The 24,163-nt window shown below is 65.4% G+C and carries 14 protein-coding genes and 1 tRNA gene; 8 read left to right on the top strand and 7 right to left on the bottom strand.

The window, feature by feature from the left end:
* Positions 1 to 47: 47 nt before the first annotated feature.
* Positions 48 to 123, top strand: a tRNA-Lys gene (locus ABFX55_RS39075).
* 1,230 nt (positions 124 to 1,353) lie between these two features.
* Here the strand turns inward: ABFX55_RS39075 and ABFX55_RS39065 are convergent.
* The gene (locus ABFX55_RS39065; RefSeq protein ID WP_428834781.1) at positions 1,354 to 3,498 is read right to left on the bottom strand and encodes a replication initiator; all 2,145 of its coding nucleotides are present in this window, start codon (positions 3,496 to 3,498) and stop codon (positions 1,354 to 1,356) included.
* Complete coding sequence (locus ABFX55_RS39060) at positions 3,495 to 4,247, bottom strand: FtsK/SpoIIIE domain-containing protein (protein WP_346128235.1); 753 nt, start codon at positions 4,245 to 4,247, stop codon at positions 3,495 to 3,497. Before ABFX55_RS39060 ends, ABFX55_RS39065 begins: the two co-directional genes overlap by 4 nt.
* A gap of 133 nt (positions 4,248 to 4,380) precedes the next feature.
* Between ABFX55_RS39060 and ABFX55_RS39055 the strand changes: the two genes are divergently transcribed.
* Together ABFX55_RS39055 and ABFX55_RS39050 are read left to right on the top strand one after the other, a co-directional pair.
* Complete coding sequence (locus tag ABFX55_RS39055; RefSeq protein WP_346128233.1) at positions 4,381 to 4,923, top strand: hypothetical protein; 543 nt, start codon at positions 4,381 to 4,383, stop codon at positions 4,921 to 4,923.
* A complete protein-coding gene (locus ABFX55_RS39050) occupies positions 4,920 to 5,465 on the top strand; it encodes a flavoprotein (RefSeq protein ID WP_346128231.1) in 546 nt (181 codons plus the stop codon). Before ABFX55_RS39055 ends, ABFX55_RS39050 begins: the two co-directional genes overlap by 4 nt.
* Positions 5,466 to 5,575: 110 nt before the next feature.
* On the opposite strand, the gene ABFX55_RS39045 is transcribed toward ABFX55_RS39050, so the two are convergent.
* Positions 5,576 to 6,010, bottom strand: coding sequence for a hypothetical protein (locus tag ABFX55_RS39045; RefSeq protein ID WP_346128229.1), 435 nt, complete (start codon positions 6,008 to 6,010; stop codon positions 5,576 to 5,578).
* A 75-nt stretch (positions 6,011 to 6,085) separates the two neighbouring features.
* Between ABFX55_RS39045 and ABFX55_RS39040 the strand changes: the two genes are divergently transcribed.
* On the top strand, positions 6,086 to 6,421 hold the full coding sequence (locus tag ABFX55_RS39040) for a hypothetical protein (protein WP_346128228.1): 336 nt from the start codon (positions 6,086 to 6,088) through the stop codon (positions 6,419 to 6,421).
* A gap of 383 nt (positions 6,422 to 6,804) precedes the next feature.
* Positions 6,805 to 6,981, top strand: a complete 177-nt coding sequence (locus tag ABFX55_RS39035; protein WP_346128226.1) for a hypothetical protein — start codon at positions 6,805 to 6,807, stop codon at positions 6,979 to 6,981.
* A gap of 1,006 nt (positions 6,982 to 7,987) precedes the next feature.
* Here ABFX55_RS39035 and ABFX55_RS50055 read toward each other — a convergent pair.
* From ABFX55_RS50055 to ABFX55_RS39025, 3 genes are all read right to left on the bottom strand, one after another.
* Positions 7,988 to 8,245 carry a hypothetical protein gene (locus ABFX55_RS50055; protein WP_428834795.1) on the bottom strand — a complete coding sequence of 86 codons (258 nt, stop codon included), beginning with the start codon at positions 8,243 to 8,245 and terminating at the stop codon, positions 7,988 to 7,990.
* Between the two features lie 1,306 nt (positions 8,246 to 9,551).
* Complete coding sequence (locus ABFX55_RS39030; protein ID WP_346128225.1) at positions 9,552 to 12,887, bottom strand: type ISP restriction/modification enzyme; 3,336 nt, start codon at positions 12,885 to 12,887, stop codon at positions 9,552 to 9,554.
* A 558-nt stretch (positions 12,888 to 13,445) separates the two neighbouring features.
* A complete protein-coding gene (locus ABFX55_RS39025; RefSeq protein WP_346128224.1) occupies positions 13,446 to 18,692 on the bottom strand; it encodes a hypothetical protein in 5,247 nt (1,748 codons plus the stop codon).
* Positions 18,693 to 19,627: 935 nt separating this feature from the next.
* Here ABFX55_RS39025 and ABFX55_RS39020 point away from each other — a divergent pair.
* A complete protein-coding gene (locus ABFX55_RS39020) occupies positions 19,628 to 19,792 on the top strand; it encodes a hypothetical protein (RefSeq protein ID WP_346128222.1) in 165 nt (54 codons plus the stop codon).
* A 491-nt stretch (positions 19,793 to 20,283) separates the two neighbouring features.
* Here the strand turns inward: ABFX55_RS39020 and ABFX55_RS39015 are convergent, their stop codons facing one another.
* Positions 20,284 to 21,282 carry a tyrosine-type recombinase/integrase gene (locus ABFX55_RS39015; RefSeq protein ID WP_487047405.1) on the bottom strand — a complete coding sequence of 333 codons (999 nt, stop codon included), beginning with the start codon at positions 21,280 to 21,282 and terminating at the stop codon, positions 20,284 to 20,286.
* A 390-nt stretch (positions 21,283 to 21,672) separates the two neighbouring features.
* Between ABFX55_RS39015 and ABFX55_RS39010 the strand changes: the two genes are divergently transcribed.
* Both ABFX55_RS39010 and ABFX55_RS39005 read left to right on the top strand, forming a co-directional pair.
* On the top strand, positions 21,673 to 22,182 hold the full coding sequence (locus tag ABFX55_RS39010) for a hypothetical protein (protein ID WP_346128219.1): 510 nt from the start codon (positions 21,673 to 21,675) through the stop codon (positions 22,180 to 22,182).
* A 1,092-nt stretch (positions 22,183 to 23,274) separates the two neighbouring features.
* Positions 23,275 to 24,162, top strand: a complete 888-nt coding sequence (locus ABFX55_RS39005) for a LysR family transcriptional regulator (RefSeq protein WP_346128218.1) — start codon at positions 23,275 to 23,277, stop codon at positions 24,160 to 24,162.
* The last annotated feature ends 1 nt before the right edge of the window (position 24,163 follow it).

The following is a 24,163-nucleotide window of genomic DNA, read 5'->3' as shown; positions in this document are numbered from 1 at the left end:
CGGACGTCGCGCGTGGGGCTGTACTCTCTGTACCCTGCATCTTGCGAGGGGCGTTAGCTCAATTGGCAGAGCTGCGGACTTTTAATCCGTAGGTTCCGGGTTCGAGCCCCGGGCGCCCTACCACTCTCCACCTCGAATCCCGCCCCCGAGCTGGGGTTTCTCTCCCGTACGGCGTGAGCCGCGTAGGCAGCTGAATGCCGCCGAAAGCAGCCGTATGCCACTCCTTCCGGAATATACGCGGAATGGATCTTGGGGCGTTTGCCCAGGTCGGCCGCGCGTTTCGGAAGCTTCCACGGCGCATTCCGCAGCCGCGAACGACGAAGGACCCCGAGTGTTCCCCGGGGTCCTGGTGACGAGCACCCTGTGTCATGCGGCGAGGGCATCGAGGATGCGCTGGTTCGCGACCGCACGTTGACCGTCGATGCACTTGGCATAGACGGCAGCAGGACATCGACGCCATGCCCGGCTCGCTCAGCCGCTTCGGGTGCATGGACGCCCGCGTTGAGCCAGAGGGAGACGGCCGCGTGCCGAAGGTCGTACGGCCTGCCCGCCAGTGGCGAGGTGACCTGATCAGGGGTGAAGGCGTACGTACGCGCCTCCCGCCAGACCTTCGACACCGTCGAGCCGGGGAACGGCTTGCCCGTGCTGGTACGGAAGAGCCGCCCGTCTTCGCCGACTCCGTGATCTTCGATGTGTTGCCGGAGGATCTTCACCAGCTCGGGTGGGATGGGTACCGGGCGCGTCGCCTTCTGCTCCCTGTGTTTCAAGCCCCGCTCGTCGTGGCTCTCCCCCGAGTCCGTGTAGCGGCTGTTCGTCTCGGGCGAAGTCTTCTCCAGCGTCAGCAGGCCCCATCCCTTCTCAGGTAGATGACAGTTCTTCTTCCGCAGGGCCGACGCTTCACCGGGCCACAGACCACCGAAGTACATGCAGGCGAACATGGCCATCATCATCTGACCGCGCGACCGCCCCACGTAGGTCACGGCGACGAGCAGCTCGCGCGCCTGGCCCGGGTTGACGACCGAGCGACGATCGATCTCCCCCGTTGACTTGATCTTGCGTAGCTTCACCTTGTGGAGCGGATTTGCCGAAAGCTCTTCCAACTCCACGGCGTACTCCAGCACGTGATGGAACACGGCCCGCTTACGGCGATAGGTCGAGGTGGCCGCAGGCTTGCCGTCCATGCGAAGCGACAGCGCCTCCAGGACGGCCCGCGTGTGCCTGGCCTCGTCCAAGGCGCTCAGGGGCAGCGACGCCGCTTCGATCCACCGGATGGCTTTGGCGATCTCGGGTGAAGTGGCGGGGCGACGATCTGGCGGGAGGAACGCGTACTCCCGCAGCGCCTTCCGGATCACCTCATCCTCGGGACGGCCCGGAGCGTCGGTGCTCAGGATGGGGGTGATGTTGGCCAGGGTGTCGGTCATGCCCTCGCGGGACTTGGGCCGCGGCGTGAGGCCACCAGGCGTGGACGTAGGCGACCGCGAAGGAGTACCAGGTGCGCGCGTCCTTGGCTTTGACCATCGACATGGGGAGGCCGCTGTCCGCGTCGAACGCCTCGCCGCTTTTAGCCGCCTGCCGTAGCTCCGAGAGGAAGCTTTCGGCCAGGCCCTTGGTCTTGAAGGTGGAGGACTTCTCGCGGTTGCCGACCGTCCAGCGCACGGTGTGGGAGATGACGCGGGGCTTCTTGCTCTTGCCGTCATTGCGGGTGTTGGTGCGGATGTCCCAGAACTTGACCTTGTACGAGGTGTTCATGCTGCACTCCGGAGGGATTCGAGCCAGGCGTTGAGGTCGCTGCGGTAGATGCGGAGTTCGCCGTTGGGCAGGCGGATGCCTTGCGGCGCCTTCCCGATCTCGCGCCAGCGGTAGAAGGTGCGGCGGGAAATGCCGCCGAGTTCGTCGAGGACCTGGGCGACGGTGAGCAGTTCGTCTCTCTTCACGCCGCCACCGCCTCAGTTGACGAAAGATCGCGGCTTGGACTTCCAGCTCGCGTAGGTGTGCGCGCCAGCGCTGTCGTTCATGGATGGATCGCAGGAGGCGCACGGCCAGCGGTGGCACGTTCGCGTCACCGGCCGGGACGGGCCGCCAGACGTACCGGTGCGGGTCCGGGGTGTCGCCTGTCTGGCCAAGGGCTTCCAGGACCCAGGTGCGGCGGTCCTGCTTGTGTTCGGTCAGGGTCTTGTTGCTCCACTTGCGGGAGACCAGGACACGGCGACCGGCGTAGCCGAGGTGTTCGGGCTTGTGAGCCTTGCCCCGGCATCGGCCGGGAGTCATCCCCTCTCGCGCGCCCTTCGGTTGGACGCCGTAGCGGAGCCAGTTGGGGCAGGTGGGCGAGCAGGGTTCGTATCGAAGGGCATCGACGAAGCGGGCGGCGTGTTCGCGTTGGGCCTGGCCGTCGAGGGCCTGGTCGAGGCTCTTGGTGAGGTACTTGGCCAGGTAGCGGATGCACTGGCCGGCATCCGGAGTGCCCGCCAGGACGCCCTTGACGTCCACCTGGTCGCCGTAGCGGATCACATGCGCCGGTTGAGCGTCTTCGTCGGCGTCGTGGTGGTCGAGGGCCTCATCCCAGGTGGGCAGCACCTCACCGGTTGCCGGGTCGAGGTAGCCGACTTCCTCGTCCCAGACGGGCAGGTGATCGCCCTCGAAGCGGACTTCGTCCACTTGGGGCCACCACACCTGGTGGTAGGTCGCCGCCGCGATCTGCTTGACCTCCGCACGGGGCAGGGTGCCCCGGATGGCCATGTGCAGGTGCGGGGCGAGCCGCTTTTGCGGTTCGACGCTGGCGAAGTACTGCACGTCGTAGCCCGCCACGCGGCGGAGATTCTGCACGAACCGGTCGATCAGCTTGGAGAAGTGCAGCGCGTCACGGGCCGCCCGCGTGTAGTCGTAGGCGTCCGGGTCGATCGGGGCGCCGTTCATGACCTTGCCGTAGGAGGGGAGGGTGAGGGTGACGAAGAGCGAGGGCCGGTAGACCTTGCCGTCCGAGCTGGTGAAGACCCGGCCGAGGGTGGTGTTGGTCATCGTGCGCTTGGGCAGGTCGGGTGCGTCCTGCCGCCGCCTGGTCGAGCGCGAGCGCTTCGGAGCGGTGCGGCCGAGGACGTTGCCGCGCATGCCCGCCTGATTGATCTCCTCGTCCAGGCCGACGATCACGGCGTCCAGGTCGGTGGTGTCCTCGCCGAGGCGGTCGGCCTGGTCGCGTTGGGCTTGGATGTCGGCGCGGAACTCGACCAGCCAGCGTTGTTCCTCGGTGGCCGGGTCAGGGGTGATGGCGGGTTCCTCGTCCAGGTGCCAGCCCTCGCGGCACTGGGCCATTCGCAACTGCTTGTTGCGCTTGGCGCAGGATGGGCACTTGCTGATGATCTCCCACTTGCCGGTGTGGGTATCGAGGCGCTTGAGCGGGACGGGCCGGATACAGACGCCGTACCGCTTGGCGACTTCTACGACGACTTCGCGGGCCTGCGGCATGGCCAGGCGTACTGCACGGGGCAGCGAGCGATCGGTCATGCAGCCTCCCCGTACTGGGCGACCATGGCGCGGATGTCGGCATCCGAGACGTAAGCCGCCCGCACCCGTACGGGTTCCGGTGAGGCTTCCAGCCGCATGTACGCCACGCCCGCTCCCAGCTCGGGGACGGGCGAGATGTGATCGGCGAGTGCTCCCCTGTCGCGTGCGCCGTCGCCGAGGACCATGTCCACCTGCTCGGACTCATCCAGGCGCAGGGCGATCTTGTCGGGGAACAGGTTGCGGATGTTCATGACCTCCTTGCGCGGGTCCTGCAAGGCCGCCATCACGCCGACCCCGACCGAACGGCCCTGGGTGGCCAGAGTCGCGAGCGCGGCCGAGATGCGCTGCCGGAGCTGCTTGTCGGGTTGGTAGGCGGTCAGGAACGCGACCTCGTCGACGAGCACCAGGACGAACGGGTCCTCCACCGTCGGTGTGTGGTTGCGCTGCTGACCGGCGAAGCGAGCGGCGCGTTTCTGCATGACGTCGACCGCGTCTTCTAACAGGTCGGCGCAGTCGCCGGGATGGGCGGCATACCGGGTGAACAGCTCTTGGCCGAAGGACAACTCCATCAGCTTCGGATCGAGCGCCCAGATCTCCACCAGGCCCGCCCGCATGGCCGGGAGGAGCCCGCGGATGGTGTCCCACAGGAACGAGCCCTTGCCTGCGCCCGTCGCGCCCGCGATCAGGATGTGCGTGCCGAGCACCTTTAGCCGTAGCGGCTTGCCGTTCTCCTGCTTGCCGATCTCCACCGGTCCCCACTGTGGGCTCGCCGGGAATCGGCAGCGCCGGGATGGGAGCGGCCAGCGGATCACAGCGCGGGAAGGTCAGCAGCAACCTCCCGCCCCTGATCAGTGCCACCCGGCAGGAGGTGGCGCCGAAGCCTTGGGCCAGGTTGTCGAGGCGGTCGGTCCAGTCCTTGACCGCCTGACCTTTGAGCATCCGGACAGTGACCAGGTCGGCCCAGTCGTCGCAGCGAACGCGGACCAGGTAGGGCAGGTAGTCGCGGCCGTTGATGCGCTTGGCCAGCCCGGAGACGAAGGTGACCGACTGCCAGTGATGCCGGTAGATCCACACCAGCCGCCACCAGGCCAGCAGCCGCCGGCCGACCAGTCGGGTGAAGGAGCCGCGATCGACGAAGGCCCAGGCGGTCAGCGCCAGGACGACGAATCCCAAGACGCTCGCCGCGAGCGGCCAGCCGTAGAAGTACCAGACGGCACCGAGGGCGAGCGGGATGGCGCCTTCCTGATGTGCGGCAAGCACGAGCAGGCTTTGCACATCCTGCGCGCCGCTGGAGAGATCGCGCCCGAGGAGGTCTCAGGGCGGGAAGCGGCATTGCGGTTGGTCCGTGACATTCTGGCCACAGCGCCGATCAGTGTGCGGCGCGAAGCTCGTGAGTACGCCGAATCCGTGGGAGTCATCGCGTGACCCAGCCTGGCAAGGTCCTGTACATCATCGTGTGCGCCGCCGGACCGGCCACAGATGTCGGCCGCCTCGTCGCCCTGGCCCAGGACGACGGATGGACTGTCCAGATCATCGCCACCCCACCAGCACTCGACTTCATCGACGCGCCAGAGCTGGAGCAGCAGACCGGCCGTCCTGTACGTAGCCAGTACCGCAAGCCGTCCGAGCCCAAGTCGCCCCGAGCTGACGCCATCATCGTGGCCCCCGCCACGTACAACACGATCAACAAGTTCGCCCAAGGCATCGCCGACACCTACGCCTTGGGCCTCCTGTCCGAGGCTCCTGGGCTGGGGATCCCGGTTGTGGTCCTGCCGTTCGTGAACAGCGCACGTGCCTCGCGAGCCCCGTTTCTGCGCAGCGTCGAAGACCTACGCGCCGAAGGGGTACGCGTCCTGTTCGGCCCCGGCCAGTTCGAGCCAGACGCACCGAGCACGGGCGGGGAGCAGTTCGACACTTACCCGTGGAAACGCGCACTCAGCGGTCTTCCGCGAGTTCAACTTGATTGAAGGCTCTTCAAGAGGAACCGGGGATCCTTCAGCTCGTTAGGGCTGCGGGTTCGGGTGTACTACATGGTGTGCGGTACCAGTCACAGGTTGTCTCTAACCCCTTCTGCCCACTACGACGGCAGTGAAGGGGGTATTCGGATGGCAGGCGAGTCAAGCCATCGGTTCAGCGTGTTTGCGACCTCGATAATGTCGTTGGTGCCCATTCGCCACCGCAGAGCGGTTCCGCCCTGCTGTCGAAAGGCGGTGCAGTTGTCCGCTCGGTCGTCAATGAGCAGCGCATCGTGGAAGGCCATACCGTGCCGCCTCAGCCAAGGCCCGAAGAACGCGATGGGATCCTCGCTTTTGAGAGCTGCGACGTCGCTGGAGCAGATGATGTCGACGCAGACGAGGGCCCACTGGGCCAACGTCACCGCAGCAGGGAGGCCTCTCGGGCGCCGGGCCCTGCGAACCCGAGTGAAAGTGTCGGCGAAGCAGTCCATGTTGTCGGTGGCCAGGACGATCGAGGCGATCGCCTTGACCGCGCGGAGCACCTCCAAAGGCACCACAGCCAACCCGTTCCAGCAACCCGGGAACACCGACCAGTGGGGGCATCGCGGCCGTCACGTCGTAGCCTTGCCGGCATGACGGAGCTGGTCGGCCGCTGGCGTTCGGCGAACGGGACGGCGGGGGTGTTGTTCGGCGACGAGGTCGTCTTCTCCGCCGACGGCACGGGCGAGCTGCGCCACCACTCGGCCCTTCACGGCGAGGAGACGCTGGCCTTCCGCTGGCGGATGGAGGGCGAGGCCGTCCTGCGGCTCCGCCTGATCGACGACGAGGAGGACCAGGACGAGGACGATCTGGTGGCGGTGGAGTTCCGCGCGCACGACTCCGACGCCGGCCGTCACGTGGTGCTGGCCGAGGTGGGGCTGGACGGCTTCTGGCTCTGCCTGGACCCGCTGGAACGGGTGGGGAGCTGACGGGCGCTCCGGGCTACGTCACCCGGCGCCCCTCGCGTAACTTCACGCTCACTGAAGACTCCCCTACGTAACCATGGGTCTTTCGCCTTGTCCGGCGAACCTTCAAAATCGGCCGCCCCGTCGATACCGAGCTAAGACCCCAGGCCAGCACGGATGCGCCGGCCGAACTCCGACACAGAGCCTCCAGGAACCCACGTGCACTAACACAAACTTGCCGAATTGGGCTCATAGGAATCAAGGGCGGCGCTCCCCGCCGCCACGCGGCCCGAGCTTGCGGGCCGCACGCTGCGCGTGCGGTCTGGGGGCCGTTCTCGCGCGCGCCCGCCACTCGGGCCGCGCCTGCCCTTGGCGCCGGCTTCCATCAGCCCATCAGGGTCATCGTCATGGACGAGAGCGATGCCTACATCGACCTTCCCGGCGGTGCCGCGCTTCTCTTCGGCCAGATCGTCGTCTGGACCGTCCTTCTCCTACCGACCGCCGTCTTTCTTATCTGGGTCGCCAGCGTGATGGCACGCCGCTCAAAACAGAGCCTCCGGCGGGGGCCTCGGGATCAAGGATGATCGCGACGAGCGGCAGGCAGTCAGTGGCTGAGGTGGAAACCTGATCGTCCCGTCACCATCGCCCCAGGACAAGCCCAACAGACCAGGGGCCAGCTTCCCTGACGGGTGGGACGACGGTGACGGGACGATCAGGCAAAGGAGCTATGCGGAGGCGCATCGTGGATCGCTTGTGGCCGAGACAACCGCCATATCCCCCAGGAGCAGAGGAAGCCCTCGCTTTCGTGATACATCGCGCTTTCATCGAGATCCGACACATGGTTCGGTACCGTGACCCGCTCTGGCTGGACGACGCAGGCGTCTCCCCGAAGGCGAAAGAACATCTCGAACGAATCCACATGCTCTCCGATCTTGGAGATCAACTACCTGGATGCCTTGCCGCCATGGTGCGCCGCCCCAGATCGCGACAGAGAACCCACCGGAACCTGACCTACACCTGGAGAACCGCAGGACCTACCAAGCGTCAGTGGCTGCGCGACGCCTTCGCCCAGGTCGGCTACGACCATCGCCACCTGTTCCCTGACCAGGGCGACCATGACAAGTACGACCAAGCAACCTTGCTGGGTAAGGGCGTCCGAACGGCCCGGCGAGCGGCAGAGGCGGAACTGACCTTTCAGGGATATGACAAGGAGGCTTGGAGAGAGGATGAGTGGCACACATTGGAGGAGGTGGCTGGTCCGGATGGCCTCCGCCCCCACGTCATCTTCACCTTCGTCGCTCGCTCTCGGGCCGCCCGGTGGCGGAGAAGGTCGCCGTTGACGATCGCCGTTGATGTGGAAACCAATCGGGCTGTGCTGTTATCCCGAGATCCGGAACATATGCGGAACGAGAGTGGCGCCGCCTGATCATAACGACGCTCCGTCGCAGGTCAGAGGCCCTCGCAGCGCCAAAGACAACATCCACTTTTAATCCGTAGGTTCCGGGTTCGAGCCCCGGGCGCCCTACCACTCCCACCTGCAGGTTCACCCACCCCCTTGATCCAAAAATCAAGAGGTGGGTCATAGCTGGGTCACGTCTGGGACACACTGACACCACAAGACCTTTCCGGCGAAGCGCTCAGCGGGGCGGACCGGCTCACGGGACGACGCCGGAGCTGGATCGTCCGCTTCTGCAGCCGATGACCTGTTCTTCGCGCTGTGGTGAGGACCAGGCGTGCAGTGGCCTCCGCCGCCTCGTGATGGAGTTCGGGCAGGACCGAGGTGTAGGTGTCGGAAGTCAGCACAATACTGGCGTGCCCGAGTTGACCCTGGACCGTACGCAGGTCCACGTGCGCGGCCAACGCTGTGGAGGCGGCGCCGTGCCGCAAGTCGTGCAGCCGCACCGGCGGCAGGCCGCTGGCCGCTGGCCGCTACCAGATACCGGAACCGGTAGGTCAGATAGTCCGGTCGGATTGGCTGGCCGTCCTCGCGGGTGAACACCCAGCCGGCAGTGCCGAGTCCGCTCAGATGTTGGAGTTGCTGATGGCGGCGCAGGAGGCGGATCGCCTCAGTATCCAAGGCGATCGTGCGCTGACTCGCCTCGCTCTTGGGCGGGACGACTCTCAGCCGGCCGTTTACGTGGATGAGTTGCTGGACGACCGTGAGTTCACGTGTCTCCAGGCTGACATCCAGCCACCGCAGCCCGGCGAGCTCGCCGCGGCGCAGACCGCGCAGCGCGGCCAGCCACCACAACGGATACAACGCGTCCTCGCGCACGTAGTCCAAGAATTCCGTCAGGTGTTCGGTTGTCCACACCGCAACCGCTGGACGCTGCCCCGTGGCCCGCCACACCGACACCCGGCTCCGGGTCCAGACCTGGGCGTGAGGACGCCGAGTACGGGGCAGACGCAACCGGTGTGCCGGGTTCGTGTCGATCAGGCCTTCGCGGATCGCCTCGTTGAGTGCCGCCCGGAGGGTGGCGTGCACCCGCTGCACAGTTGACGGCGACAGCGCCCTGCCGGTACCGATTACGCCGCTGAGCCAAGCCGGCGAAGAAGCGGCGCAGATCGGTCGATCCCAGCTCCGCGATCAGGATCCGGCCCAAGCCAGGGATCAGGTGAATCCGCACATGGTCGGCATAACCCTGCCGAGTACGCTCGCGGACCGGCTGGAGGGTAGTCAGCCAGTGGCGCAACCACTGCGCCACGGTGCACGCTGCACTCACCCCACCCGGAACATCAGCGGCGGCGAGTTCCCGGACAGCTCGCATGGCGTCCTCTGCGGTGCGGAAGCCGCCCCGCCGCGTCCGCACTTTACGTCCGTTCAGGCCTATTACCTGAATCGCGTAGTACCACGAACCGTGACTTTCGTCGGCCAGGTCGGGACACGCCCTGTCCTGGCCTGAGCACCCACACCGCTTGTACACCACCGGCTCGCCCATCTTGCTCCTTTCTCTTATTCACAAGACGGGCGAATCAAGAAGACATGACGTCGCTCGAGCATGGTTTTGCGTCCCTACGAGTGCCGAAGATGTGTCCCCACGCCCGCCTCAGCAGGCCTCATCTCAGTCGCACAGTTCGGGCTCACCCGCGGACGGGCATCAGGCCTGAACAGAGCTGGTACCCCCATAGACGATCATGGACCCGCAGGTTGAGATCACTCGCTAAGAAGTTGAACGCCAGCCTGGGGTGGCTTCGGCGGCCTCGTCGCTGATTGCGGAACTGGCAGCACGCCGGCGGCGGCAAGGTCGGCCTCGCCGATCAGCGGGCCCGAGCACACGTCGGTCAGCAGCTGGTCTTGCTCGGGGTGAAGCAGGACGCATCCGGTTAGGACGGAAAGGAGTGCGAGGAATTCGAGTGTCAATTCACGGTTCCAGCAGGGCTGCGTGATGTCGTCCAGGGCCGAGGTCCGACGCTTGTTTCGAGGCTGGGCGGTCCGGTCGTTCAACCAGCGCCACACGATGCGCCGACCGGAAACCGTGTAGTCGACGACCTCTTGGCGTACGGGGGCGAATGTCCCGCTGCCCACGGTGAGCGTCTGGATTCCGGGGTCGTAATCGAGCTGCTCGCCGAGTCGCTCGGGAAGTACCTTGACGGCGGTCAAGCACCTGACGCCGAACCGTTCGATAAGGGCACGCTCTGTGCGTCCCCGTCCCGCGGCGGGATCGATGCAGCGACTGCCGTAGGTGTGAAGCCAAAGGATCTCGAATCCGATCGTCACCGCGCGCTTCCACAGCGCCAAATCCTGGGTGAGCGGAACGCGAACGCCTGGTTGCCGAAGATGCTCCCGGAATCGGCGTACGAATCCGGGGTGAGCTGTGATCGCCGCGATGTACGCCAGCACGTCCTCCACGCTGACGGGAGCGCCCAGCCTGATACGGAGGTGATCGAGCAGGGCCGGAGTTATGTTGGGGATGCTGCCCTGGCGATCGCGCCAGAGCGGACGCACGCCGCCACCGCCCCAGCCGTTGAAATGGTCCAGGTCGGGGATGAGATTGGAGAAAACCAGAGCCGGACCGTCAGCGATCTCGTGGGCGTCTTGCTCGGAAACGTAGATTTGCCGCTCGGAGCGGACCTGCCAAAGCGGCGGGCGAGCCATGACGAGAAGCCGATTGTCAGGGATAAGCCACTGCCGGTCGAACGAGCGGTAAGCGACCCGAACCGGCTCGGGACATGGCCCCGACTCCTCCACCAGCGAGCGCTCGACTGGCGGGAACCCAGGCAGCGGGCCGACTCGGCTGCTTAAAGTACGATCTCGACCCTCTCGGAAATACTCACGCTGCTCCTGTGCCGAGGCGGCGAGGAATGTCTGCCACCGCGTGCGCAGGACCTCTGCGGTAGGCGCATATACCCATGTTCGCCCGGGAGTGACGCCCCTCGACCGCCAGGGCATCAGGTCACCGAGCGAAGGGAACGCTGCCCATTGCGGGTTGGTAGCAGGGAGGAAGGAGTCCTGCCATCCGGTGCCGCAGGTGCGCCAGCGTGATCCTGTCGTCGTTAACTGCTCCAGCGCGGTCATCTTCTCCTCGCGCGTTCCGCGCAGCTCCAGATAACGGACAGTCGCTGGAGTCTCCGGGTCGGAGTGCGCTGTTCTGGCGAAGACCAGGATGCTGAGCTGGCGTCCCACGTCGGCTCCGAGGAGCCTTGTCGCGATGGGTGGGCGGTTTCCTTCCGGAGCCAGCTCGATGATCCATCCCTCGTCGCAGGTGTGTCGCAGGTACTGGCGCAGGCCACGGAAGGCGGCCCCCTTGATCACGCTGGAGGGGACGATGAATGCCACCACACCTTCCGGCATGCGATGTTCAGCTTCGAAGACCTTCCAGGCCGCCCAGCGCAGGAAGTACCACGGCATTCCGTGCAGGTCTGATTCATACCGGCCAAGGCCGCGGGCTCGGAACTCGTCGAGCGAAGGGCGGTCAACCGAGGCTCCGAGGCGGGGCATTCTCCTGCGAGGACGTTCTATCCATTCGGCTCGACCCTTGGCGTTTTCCACATGCGGCGGGTTGCCGATCACCACCATCACGGGGACCCTGCGCTTGATGTCGTTCGCCTTGTCCCGTGCCTCCTCCATCACGCGGTATGGCGCGCCCAGCGTTCCCTGCACATGGTTCGGATCGGCTAACGCGTCGGTGAGAAACCGCAGAGCCTGAGGCGGAGTCTCCACCCCGAACCGGCTCTGGAACGATCCATGAATACGCAGCTCAGCCACCGCGTACGGAGCAACCTGGATCTCGAACCCGATCAACCGATCGGTCACTAGGTCGTTGACATAATCCTCCCGGGACCCGTGCCCGAGCTTGTCGGCGACCCGGTCGGCCACACAGCCGATGACCTCGACCAAGAAGGTGCCGGTTCCCATTGCCGGGTCGACGACCACCACGTTGTCGTCAGCGAAGCCCCATTCCTTACCAAGATGCCCACGAAGCACCTCGTCTACGAACCGAACAAGATGGCGGGCGACGCCGACTGGCGTGTAATAGGAGCCGGTCTCCTTACGGAGCGTCGGGTCGTAGCTGGCGAGGAAACGTTCGTAGAGGTAGGCGTAGGCGTCCGCTGGGCTGACGTCGAGCGTCTCCAGGTCGGCAACGCTGATCACACGGCGGAGGGTCTCGATGGTGTTGAGCTCGTCGTCGGCCCCGCTGGTGAGCGCTGCAAACGCCTGGCCCATCAGCAAGTGCCGTTTGCCCAGCTTCCGAGCAATCTCCTGATAGGACTCGCCAACTAGGTCAATTCCATCCGAGCGGGCCAGTAGCAGCGCGAACGTGACGGTCTGGGCGAAGGCGTCGGCGAAGCGCTCATGGTTGAGCCCGGGGAACAGCAGCTTCCGCCAGTCGTCGGCCAACAGTGCGAGCCGCATCTGGGAGCGCTTCTTTAACGGGTTTGTGATCGCGGCGTACACCTCGTCCTTTAGCAGGCCGCACAACCCGCCGAGGATCTTCACGAGGGAGCTGAGCGTCTGAGGAGACTCTGGCTCCCAAAGCATGAAATCCCCGACGATGCCGACCAGTTCGGTGACGGCCGGCACCGCCGGACGCCGCAAATCCGCGACGGTGTTCGCCAACCTCACAATCGGCGAGATCCGCACGCCGAACGAGTACTGCGCCCAAGTGACCCCGTCGGAGTAGATCACATTGGGGAGCGCGGAGAGCTTGCCCCACTGCTCCAGATCCCGCTTGCAGGGGCGCCACTCGGGCGCACCGGGCACCCCTTTCCCCGGTCTCTTCAACTCGACGTAACCGACGCGGACCCGTCCGATGTTCACCGCGTAGTCGGGCCGCGCCCGAAGATGCTTCAACCGCACCTCGCCGTAGGGGATCGCCTCAACACCGATTAAGGCGCCGAGGTCGCGCAGTAAGGTCTCCAACGGCCCACGGAACTGGTCCTCCTCCGCACCGCCAAGTCCTCGCTTCTCCGCCACCATCCGGCCGAACCTAGCGACGATCGTGTACGCACTGGCTGCGGTGTCGAGCTTGGGGACTCGGGTCACGTTCACCTCCGGTCGATGACCAGCACCCCACTCACTGTGACCGCCGCACCCAGATCCATCAAGATACGAAACGGAAACCACGCTATTGAGCGGGCGCCTCCCGACCTCAGCCGAGCCCATGCTGGCCTGTTCCACCCTCGCGCGTTTGGTTCCCGACGTCCGAGCACCCATCGCGTACTTAGGGGCTGAATTGACGTCACCGCCTGCTCACCCGTCTGCTCCGACGGAGTCGCTCCAGCCGAGCGTCCTCCTACGCTGGGTGGCACCAGCTATCGCCTCTTCGAGTGACCTGGCCGGACGGGATTGTCGGCAGGCGCACAGTCGCCCAGCGCCCTGGGAACGCTCGGCCCGCCAAAGCGAGGAAGCCCAGCGCTGGCGACAAATTGTGTTCATGAGTCCCACACCAGCACCAGCAAGAACTGTCGGCTTGTCGCGCTCGGCACGGAGGCCGCTGTGGCTGAGTACAGAATCAACGACGTCCCAGGCCAGCAAAACAGGCCGACGAGCTCGTCCTCAACAAGACCACCGCCCGCTACGGACGCTGTGGCCACGTCTTCGAAATCACTACTCGTCCAATTGCTGAAGGCTCACCGCAGCTCGATCGCCAGCGGCGGCCAGGCCGTCGACGATCCGGTGGTAGCGGCTCCTTATGTCCCCTACGATCGCACCACGGTTGCGGAGTTCCGCCAGCCATTCCTCCAGGAACCAGAGACGATTGGCGAAGAGAGCGTGGCGCCCGTCGATGATCGACTCGATCCAGGCCAGCGCGATTGTCGCCTGCCACTGCCGCGGTGCGCTCTTCGCGAACTTGATCACGGCGTCAGCGGCTTTGGGCTCCCAGCGGGCGAGGCGTAGCCAGCGGTCCGCAAGCTGACCTAGAGCGTCGGGCTGAAGCCAGTTCTCGCGGCATCGAGCGAAAGTGCCATCGATGTCCGGGTCTGCCATCCTCGCGTTCGGGGTGGGGAGCAGGGCCGCAGTCATGTAGTCGAACGAATGACGGCGTTGCGCGCACAGCCTGACTCCGTCACCGACGGAATCAAGAGCGACTTCCAGCGCCCACGGCCAGAAATCGACCATGGATCGTCGAAGCTGCTCGTCGTAGGTGAAGACGGTGCCGAATCCGCTGAAGAGCATGTGCAGAGCGTTGGAGTCTGTGGCGAAATGCTCGATGTGAGCCCTGATGGGGTCTCGGTCGCCAGCCAACGCGATCGTGATCATTCGCTGGGCGATCGGCTCGTGGTGGATGTGCGCGTGATGGTCGTATCCCTCCTTCCACCAATGGGCGAGACCTCTGCGGTGGGCGTCCCAGAGCGGCGCCCAGAGATCGCCGACCCTATCCTGAAGGCACGGCACGCGTCTGGCGTCGACCAGGCACGCCAACGGCATTCGCAGCCGATTGACCATGAACTGGTCGTCGGCAACGGCCGAGAGCGACTCGTGGAACGGCACTGGCAGCGGATCAGGCTCCCGCTGCTGCGTTTCTTGGTTCCACGGCCCCAGCCTGCAGTCGATCAGTCCCGCAGTCGCGGCGATCCACGCTGGTCCGTGCCGGTGACATGGGGCCGAGCCTTCGTCGATGTCGCACGGGATGGCCCAAATCGGCTCGCAGCCCTTGACGTAGATCGCACGTACCTCATCGAAGAGGCTTGTGGCGAGGGACCGCAGACAGTTCTCAACACGCGGCCGGTCTAGATCTAGGTTGTCGAATGGCTCGAGGAGAAGTAGTGGTGCGGCCGCAGCCGCAGCACGGTCGGCCCCCATTGAGAACCATGTCCCGCTGTAGGTCATCTCATCAGTTCGTGGGTTCTCGGCAGCCCAGATTACAGCGTCAATCGCCCAGGTCAGGCTGGATATATCCAACCTCGCACGTCCCAGGGCGTGGGCTCGCACTGCTGCCGCGGCGACGGCCACGAGGCCGTTCTCCGGCCACAGCGCTTCTTCTGGGATTTGCTCGTCCTCAACGAGCCTACGGGCGATCGCAAGATCTTCTGCGAGGTTTTGGACAGGCCAGCTTTCGGGGGCATCGTTGTAGCGCCCGTAGCGGTTTTGGAGGCCGAGTAGAGCGTTCCCTCTCTGAAGTTCGGCGCTGCGGGGCTCGAGTACTCTGTCGATGCGTTCGGGTCGCTCGAACTGGATGACGAGCTGGTCCCCGTCTCGACTGGCTCGATAGTTCTCGATGCGAAACTCCTCCGCCCAGCTCTCGATCATCGCGAGGTAGACCTCGTGATCGCCTTCGACGTCGGCGAGCTCGGCGCGGGCACTCTCGACGAGTTGGATGCCGACTGCCTGGAGTTGGGCGAGTCGATCCTCGTCGCCAGAGAGCCGAGAGTTGATCACCATCGCGCTAACGGTCTCATGGAAGGTGTGCCTGCGCCGGTCAGCCCCGGTCAAGTTGTCGGCATCCGCATCTCGTCCTCGAAATCCGAAGTCACCGGTAACGCGATTGGTCTCAAGGTGCCAGACGGCCGGGGAGGCAAGGAAAGGATCGAGGAGGGTGCCAGTCGCCTCCCGATGTCGAGTCAAGAAGCCCACCACGAGTCCAGGCACCGCGAGGTTGTGGCAGTGGCGAAGGAGAAGTTCGACGATCGTTTGGGCTGGGACGTTCAGCTGCTCCAGGAGGTGGTCGATGAAGCGCTCCAGCGCGAGAAGCGCGCTCGTACATGCACGTGGTCCGACGCTCGTGCCGCGATACCACGCCCAGACGTGGCCATCGCCGACATAGAGCCGATCACCGACCCCGGGCATATCGAGGCATACGCCCTCAGGCTCGGCAGAGCGGTCGCCGTGAGCGGTCAACTGGTCAACCCGGAACCTGGCGGCGTGATCAAGCATCCGGTTGATGAAGCCAATGGCGTCTACCGGGATCGTATTGAGCAGGCGGAAGAAGGGACCGTAGTACCAGGCGGCCTGCGGTATCGCGAACCCGGGGGTAGGGCCGTGGCGGAAGTCCCGAATGCCATCGTCGAAGGGGAAGCCGCCACCCCAGCGACCACGTGGATTGGGGCGTTCGATGTAGTAGGCCTCAGCGAGATCCAGCAGCAGCTTCGGCCGCTCCTGCGCCATGCTGACTGCGACGATCGCCGACTCCACCGCGGGGTTGAGGTCTCCCGGCCTGTCCGCGGCCACTTCGCGGAGCCACGCCTCCGCCCGGTCGTCGAGATCCGGTCCCAAGGAGGCGAGCGCCTCCACGGCGAAGTCGTCATAGAACGGCGGGGCGCTGTCGAGGATGACGTCGCGAACCTCTTGACGCAGAGGATGTGACGGTCGGCGGGTACTCGCCATACCGCGGAGCCAAGCCAGGACGAGGTCCTGGACGGCCTCATGCATGGCTCGACTGCCGAGCCGCGGTCCGCGCTCAATCGTGGGCCGCTCGCAGAAGACCACCTTCACGATTGGTGCGAGCGCATAGGCATCGCCCATCGTGCCGGTCACATATCTGGTCTGGGCGAGGCGGAGCAGGGTCCCAAGGCCAGCACAGTTGTCTTCCATCAAAGGCCCCCAGTGTTCGCGGATGGCCGACTCCGCGTCCCCGAGAGCCAGAAGGGCTTCATACGGCACCTCCGACCACCTGTCGCCGTGAACATCGGCGATCTCACCGAAGGTCGTCGACAGGCTCACCCAGCCACTCGAGTCGTCGCGGTGAAGCAATGTGGTCTGGCATCCGAGGCGAGCCGCGCGGATCGACCAGCGTGGGGCTCCAGCCGAAGCAAGGAGATCCCATCCGTGCGCGATGAAGAGACGACAGAGTGCGAAGTCACGGAACAGATCGGTTGCGAATTCATCGCCTGGCGAAAAGGCGGGGTTGTTGGGCACCCGAAGGACGCCGTCCGAGCGCAGCTCAGCGGAGCTGCTGCCATGAGGAGGTTGGCCGGCGATGCCGAGGGCACGTTTGGCCACGCTCAGGGCGGCCTGTTCACGATCATCTGGGGATGCGGTACCTGGGGCATGGATCTCGTCCCGACGGATGAGACTGCGCCAAACCGCGGAAAACACGTCCGCCTCGCATAGCAGGTTGGCTGGATCGAGAGCCGCGCCCGTCCGGAGCAGCACGTCGACAAGACCTGGTCGGCCAAGAAGCCACCCCGCGCGCGGGTCGTCATCCAGACGAGCGAGGGCAGCGAAGGCCGCCGGAAGGGCTTGACGCTCTTCGTGGGTCAGTGGCGGCACCACATGCTCGGCCGGGGGTCCACCAGATTGAGCCAGCTCTACGGCTCGAGCCAGCTCGTCGCGAACCTGGCGGGAGCCATCGCCGCGCGTGACGGCAACCACGCCGAAGCCAGCCCTCAGCGCGCCTGTGGCGACTGTCCGGAAAAGCTGGCCCTTACCTTCGAGAACAGACTCCGCGCCATCGATCAGAAGGAGACGGATGGGCTGCACTTCCCCACTTGCCATCACCTCGTCGATAGCGGATCCGCCCAGCTGGGTCTCGAGGTCGGCTGGGGCGTGGGGGAGATCGCGCAAGCTGAGACTGGAGACGGCGGCGCCCTCCATTTCAAGGTTCTCGACCGCGCGTAGTGACAAGGCGGACTTACCGACGTCTGGATCGCCGGTGACCACAAGAGCGCCGACGGACACGCCTGCCGATCGCATGGCCTGAATGAGGCTCGATCTTTCTTCGGCTCGCTCCAGCTCCAGCGACTGCGACGCCGACCGCAGCGCCGGCCTAATCGACTCGCGCAGACGAACGCCGAGCCGATCCAATGTCCCCCACGCGCTGGCGAACCTGACGGATCTCGCTAGCGAGAAGGGGCTCAGGCTCCGGCGGATCACCGATTGCGTCAGCACCGCGCCCTGCGGCGCCCATCCCCCCACCAGCTCTTCGATTCGGGAGAAGAGTGCGTCTGCCGCGGCGGGCGTGCCGTCGCGAATCATGCGCTGCAGAGTGTTGACTGCTGTCGTCCGGTCTACTCGGTCCGTCCTTTCCAGACGCAGGTTTCGTGTTCTGAGACTCCAGAGGAGTCGCCAGGTCAGCTCTTCTACGCCCAATCCGCTGGTCGAGGCGAGTCCTGTGGATGCCTGCCGGACCAAGTCCTTGATGTGGGTATGCCGGCTGCGAATCTCGGTATTCGTTCGCCCCGGCTGCGTCAAGCGATCCGCCAGAGCAGCCGCGCCAGGAAGAGCGCGAGCAAGCTCCGCGAGTTCAGCGAGCTGTGATATCGCATTGGCGTTCGTTGATACCGCGAGCACGATCCGCCACCGCCCCGAAGCCGCCTCGGGCCAATGATCCGTGACGACCGTCAAGAAGTCGCGAATCAGGGGAACTGACGCGCTATCGCTTGAGGTGAGCGCAGGGCTCCTGCGAACGGCAATCGAGGAGCGGTGCATCTCGCCGTGAGAGTCACGCCCTTCGATGAGAATGTCGTCGACATCGCTCAGATCGCTCGCCTGAAGACGAATGGTGTCGACGGATACGGCATCGCCAAGCTCGGGCAGGGCTTCACCCGCGAGGAATCCGGCAATCAGACACGCCGCGTAAGAGTGCTCCAAGCGGACGCCACCGCCGCCCGTCGAGTACGGACTCGATCCGGTCGAAGGCACCGCGCTGATAGGCGTTGTCTCCTCGAGCCAGGCACTGATCGAAGGGTTCGAGACCGCGAGCTGCCACAGGATGGCTTTCCCTGATCTCTTCGAGATGGCGAACCCGGCTTCTGACAATTTGGCCAGCGCGGTGTTCGCTGTGGTCGGGGAAACGCCCAGAGCAGTTGCGACCTTTCGGCCGGAGAGCGGGACGGCGCTCTCGGCAAGTACCTTGAGGGCGCCGTACGCGCTCTCGCTGAGCGTTGCCTGAAGCGTCTCTCCCGCCGTTGCCATGACACCAGCGTAGCGCTGCATGTCCAATTTTGCTGGACATGGACGGCGCTACCGTTTCGATCGCCTAATGACCTCAGGTATTCATTCATGAGAGTTGAAGCGATCACCTCAAGCGATACGAAAAGGTGCCCCTGACCTGCGGGGATGCGAATGTCTACGTCGCATCCGGCAGGCAGGGAATCGGGGCACCTTTCAGGTGAAGACTCCGGGATGGGACTTCCGGCTGTCTGTGACCGCGGAAGGAAGGGGACTGGTCGGGCACACGGGCGCGATACTCCTACGCCGCTACGTCGACTGGGTGCGACTGACGACCACGCTCGGCCGGGCCTTCAACCGCTGCGCCGCCCGACGGGATCGCCTACCGGGCTGGGACTGCAGCATCGCGCTGGTCCAGCCGGCCATCGCGATCGTGCTGGGAGCCAGGAGCATGCGCCAGATCGCCCTATTGTCCCACCAAGCACCGCTGTTCAGCGCGCCACTTTCCGACTCCACCATCCGCCGGGTGCTGGCCGCCACCGCCGATGACCGGCTCACGGCCGCGATCAACCGGGCGCGCGCCGCCACCCGCGCTCAGACAAGGGACCTGCTGGCCGCCCGCGAGCCGGGATTCCCCTGGGTGAGCGCGGGCGGGCAAGACGTTGACGGGCTGGACGGTCCTGGACATGGACGCCGCGTTGACCACCGCGCACTCACCCAAGCAGGGCGCCGCCCCCACCTGCAAGAAGGGCTTCTGGTTCCACTCGCTGGCGACCTGATGCGTCAACACCGCCAAGTCGCTGGCGATCCGGCCACGGTCGGGCAACGCCGACGCTAACGACGCACCCGACCACATCGACCTGCTGGATACGGCCGTCACCCAGATCCCCACCACCTACCGCAGCAAGCTGCTGCTCCGCATCGACGGTGCCGGCACCACCAACGACCTGGTCGACCACATGAAAGCACGAGTCACCACGCAGCGGACCATCCGTTTCACCATCGGCTGGACCATCACCGCCACCAACGAGGCCACGATCACCAAGCTGCCCGCGAGCGCCTGGCAGGCCGCCCTCCCCAAGACGGCAACCTGTACTGCTTCAAAACTCGCACACGCGGCCTGATCTGGGCTTCCTCGGCCGGTCAGTCGGTTGGTGATACTCGTTGATGGCTCCGCTGAGCACCCTCCGGCGCTGAATCCGGCCTTCCAACGGCACCAGGACGTGCTCGTCTTGATCGGGCGAGCATTGCCGACGGGACTGGTGCGGTCGATGCTCGTTGTACTGCTCGGCGTGCTCGTTCAGGGCTGATCACAGATGACGTTCGTCGTAGATCAGCATCCGGTCGGTGAATTCGGCTCGGACGGCTCGGACCCAGCGTTCGGCGTAGCAGTTTGCTCAAGGCGTGGGGGTCTCTGTCACCGTGACGCTCGAGCGGCCTTGCCAAGCACCTCACCACCCCGTCGTGCTGCCCGCACCCATCCACAATCCGTGATCCATCAATAATCCGTAGGTTCCGGGTTCGAGCCCCGGGCGCCCTACCCCATATGACCTGGGCGGACTCCCTGATCTCAATGATCGGGAAGCCCGCCCAGTTGCATTTTCCGTTGCAGTTCTCAGAGCTGGTCACCCCAGAGCGCCCGTCCCATTCGAGTCGCCGCCTCCGTCGAGAGGGCCGCCGTCACGTGCGTGTACCGCTTGGTCGTGGCCAGTTGGGAGTGCCCGAGGATCTGCTGAACGACGCTGATATCCACACCTTGCTCGATGAGAAGAGTCGCGGCGGTGTGCCTCGCGTCGTGAACGCGCGCGTCCTTGTCCACTTCGGCTGAGCGGAGGAGCTCCTTCCACTCGTCCCAATCGGCGCCCGGATCTATTGGACGTCCATCCGGATGGCACCAGACGAGGTCGTAATCCTGCCACCGCTCCCCCGCAGCGTCGCGCTCCACCTGCTGCATCTCCTGTTGGCGCTTGAGCTGAGGGATCAGAGGGGGAGGGATCATGACGGTTCGCTTGCTCTTGCCCTTGGGCTTGACGAAGATCCACCCACCTACCCGCTCGGGACAGGAAGGGGCGTGCTTCGCGCAGTCAGGCGCGCAGAGCTTCGGACACTTACCGCTGTGCTGGGAACAGTTCGGCGAACAGGCGGTGAGGCAGATATGCCGTCGGCCGGAGGCGCGCTTCGCCTTTGGGCAGTTCTTCGGGCAGGGGTAGCGGTGAAGCCTCTCGCCGCAGGCGTGAGGATCTTTGCAACCATGACGGAAGCGCTGGTGCTTGATCTGCCAGAAGACACGGATCACGCCTCGTTTGAGGTCTACGTACTTCCAGCGCAGGCCGAGCGCCTCACATTGCCGAAGACCGAGAGCGAGCGCCACGGACCACCGACTTCCGTTCCTCCGGTGCATGGCCACATCGAGGATGTCGCGTGATTCCTCCTCCGTGAGGGGCTCGATCTCCACGTCTTCGACTGTGGGTGCGTCGATCAGCGTGCAGACGTTCCGCACGATCTTCTCCCGCCGAACAGCGATCTTGAGTGCACGCGACAGGATGCGGTGGATCTGAACGATCGTGTTCTGTGAAAGACCTTGCTGGGAGAGGTGGGCGTAGAAGGCGTCCAAGTGCTCCGGCCGTAGCCGATCGAGGCGGTGAGCGCCGAGCCGAGGAATGATCAAGCGGCGGCGCGGCGCGCCGCCGTACCCCCGGCCCTCCGCCCGCCCGCCGTCCGGGCGTGCGGCCTGGGGGCCGGTCCCGGACGGCGGCGGGACACCGGGCCGGGCACCGCACGCCGACCCCGCCGTACCGATCGAACGCGCCGGTCAGGGTTGCCGCGCCGCCGCACAGATGCAGCCCTACGATCGCCACGGCATGGCTGGCCGCCGGACATGGTTGGGGGCGATCGAAGGTCCAGAGCTTCGTTCCTCAGCCCTGGCCCACCGAGTAACGTGGCTGATCTTCGAACTGCGGACAGTTGGCCGGTCTGTCGGTGGCGGACTCTACGATCGCCACCTATGAGCCCCTATGCGGAGACCGTCCGGGTGGAAGTAGACGTCGAGGACTGCAGCACTGTCTTACTGACGGACTGGGACGGCGACGACGCGGGCGACGTGGTGTGGTCCGTCGCGCTCGTCACGGTACGGAAGGCCATGGCCGAACTGTCGATCGTGTATCAGCACGGCGACAGCATTCCCTTCACGGTGACCATTGCCGACCACGACCCGGGCGCCGACCTCGACGGGTACGAGGAGATCGTGGAGATCGACTTCCTGTCAGAGACCGGCGAGGTCTCCCTGATCGGATGGTGCATGGACTGGGACGATACGGCGATGCGCCGCCTTCCCTCGCTACCAGCCGGTCCAGGCCTCCACCGGCTGCGTTACCACGTCTGCAGCACGCTTGAGAAGCGGCCGGATTTCGCCGGCAACCATCACTACCTACAGATCTGGCCCGCACAGCCGTCACCGCCCGTCGTCGTCAAGCAGGGCGAATGGATCGCTCATTTGAACGACGCCGCCACCTGAGCCTCGTGGCCGGGCGGCGTGTGCAATATGCGTGTAATGATCAAGAGCATGAAGGTGCGCCTCGGAGGTTCCACCGTAGGTAGAAGGACGTGCATAGTTCGCAACGGTCACGAGCTGTAAAACCGTCGGCACCGCTGCCGCCAGTTGCAGTTGCCGTTGCAGTTCCATGCCGTTCAGGAGCGTTCAGGGGAGACCCTACACAGCCACTGACCTGCATTGAACGATCTGGAACGGCTCGAACTGGATCTTTAATCCGTAGGTTCCGGGTTCGAGCCCCGGGCGCCCTACCACTCCACACCCCATCTGACCTGCGATTCCTCGGTTCTCGGCCGCCTTCTGAGAGGCGAAGATGGCCGAGATCGTGCTCGTCACATGCTCTTCGGCACGCGTTCGGCACGTCAGCGGGCGGGACAGCAGGGAAGAATGCACCGGTTTGCGCCAGCGGTCGCGGAGCGCCCGAACTTGGCCGGTCAAGCCAGACCCACGGGAAGCTCAAGAGAAGGGCTATACGGGAAGGCTCGGCGGGCAAGCCACGCCCGACTTGATCGCAGACCCGTCCAAGCACGCGCAAAGCCGCTTTTCGGCCGAGATAGAGCACGTAGCGGACACTGCGGCTCGGGCAGGCAGGCGGCGTGTGCGGAGACCGTCTTGTCCACTGCCGCGCCCAGGTTCGCCGCTGCGCTTGGAACGTGCCGAACAACTGTCGCGGCAGGGCGCCACCACCGAGGTCGCCGCCCGCGAGAGCGCCTTCGCGGACACCGCGATGCTGCGCAGACTGCGCGCCCGCCCAAGGGCTGAAGGTCCTTCAACACCAGCTACTGCCTCGCCGGCGTGATTGAGGTCAAGTTCTGAGCCTCGGAGCAATCCCCAGGCAGATCGGGAATGCCGTTCTTGCCAAGGAGTTCCGCGTCGAGAAGGAGTGCCGCTCCCGGTCAACCTCCGGGCCGATCTGGACACGCATAAACCCGGCCACGCCTGATGACCTGGCCGTTCGTCTCCCGGGGCCGCTCACTCCGGGAGGTGTCTGTTTTGCGGAGAACAATGCGCGCATGCCACTCTTCTCCTCCGAATGACGAGATGAGAGGAGGAAACGTGGAGCTGCGCGATATAGAGATCTTTTTGACGCTGGCCAAAGAGCTGCATTTCGGCCGGACGGCCGAGCGGCTCCACGTGTCGGTGGCCAGAGTGAGCCAGGCGATCAAGAAGCAGGAGCGCGGCATCGGCGCCGCGCTGTTCTACCGCGACAGCCGCAACGTACGGCTGACCCTCGCCGGAGAGCAGCTCCGGAAGGATCTGGCTCCGATCTACCAGGGCCTCCAGGAGAGCATGGAACGTGCCAGGCTGGCCGCCCAGGGCAAGACCGGCGTGTTGCGTATCGGCACCATCTCCGTCAACAACTACGAACTACGCCGCTACTGGGAGACCTTCCGTAGCCGTCACCCGCAGTGGGGCCTGCGCCTGGGGATCGCCCCCTGGGTCGACCCCTTCGGCGGACTGCGCCGCGGCGAGATGGACATGTTGCTCACGTGGCTGCCCGTGCTGGAGCCCGATCTCGTCATGGGGCCGACGATGTTCTCCGACGGCCGGGTGCTGACGCTTGCCGTCGACCACGAGCTGGCCGGCCGTACCACGGCCACGATCGAGATGCTCGGCGACTTCCCGCTCCCGCTCGCCAACCCGGCCCCTGACTACTGGCTCGAGGCCTACACACCGCGGCAGACCCCCGGGGGCCACCTCATTGTGCCCGGGCCGGTAGTCACCAGCAACGACGACCTCTACTCCCACCTCAGCATGGGTGAGATCATCAATGCGTCTCCCGCGCACGTGGCTCGGTACTTCGCCCGCCCGGACCTCGCCCACGTGCCCATGCCCGACATGCCCGCGCTGGACTACGGCCTGGTCTGGCGAGGAGAGTCGGAGAACGACATGATCAGCGCATTCGCACAAGTCGTCCGCGACCTAGGACCGCTGGACTCGTGAC

This window comes from Nonomuraea roseola (assembly GCF_039535395.1).
Classification (GTDB): domain Bacteria; phylum Actinomycetota; class Actinomycetes; order Streptosporangiales; family Streptosporangiaceae; genus Nonomuraea; species Nonomuraea roseola.
Note: the sequence above shows the minus strand (reverse complement) of the source record. Positions and strands in the feature narration are given on the sequence as shown.

What these genes read in the sequence shown, in the direction of transcription:
- ABFX55_RS39065 (WP_428834781.1), bottom strand. Translation starts at nt 3,498, where the DNA reads ATGACCGATCGCTCGCTGCCCCGTGCAGTACGCCTGGCCATGCCGCAG.
- ABFX55_RS39040 (WP_346128228.1), top strand. Translation starts at nt 6,086, where the DNA reads ATGACGGAGCTGGTCGGCCGCTGGCGTTCGGCGAACGGGACGGCGGGG.
- ABFX55_RS39035 (WP_346128226.1), top strand. Translation starts at nt 6,805, where the DNA reads ATGGACGAGAGCGATGCCTACATCGACCTTCCCGGCGGTGCCGCGCTT.
- ABFX55_RS39025 (WP_346128224.1), bottom strand. Translation starts at nt 18,692, where the DNA reads ATGGCAACGGCGGGAGAGACGCTTCAGGCAACGCTCAGCGAGAGCGCG.
- ABFX55_RS39020 (WP_346128222.1), top strand. Translation starts at nt 19,628, where the DNA reads ATGAAAGCACGAGTCACCACGCAGCGGACCATCCGTTTCACCATCGGC.
- ABFX55_RS39010 (WP_346128219.1), top strand. Translation starts at nt 21,673, where the DNA reads ATGAGCCCCTATGCGGAGACCGTCCGGGTGGAAGTAGACGTCGAGGAC.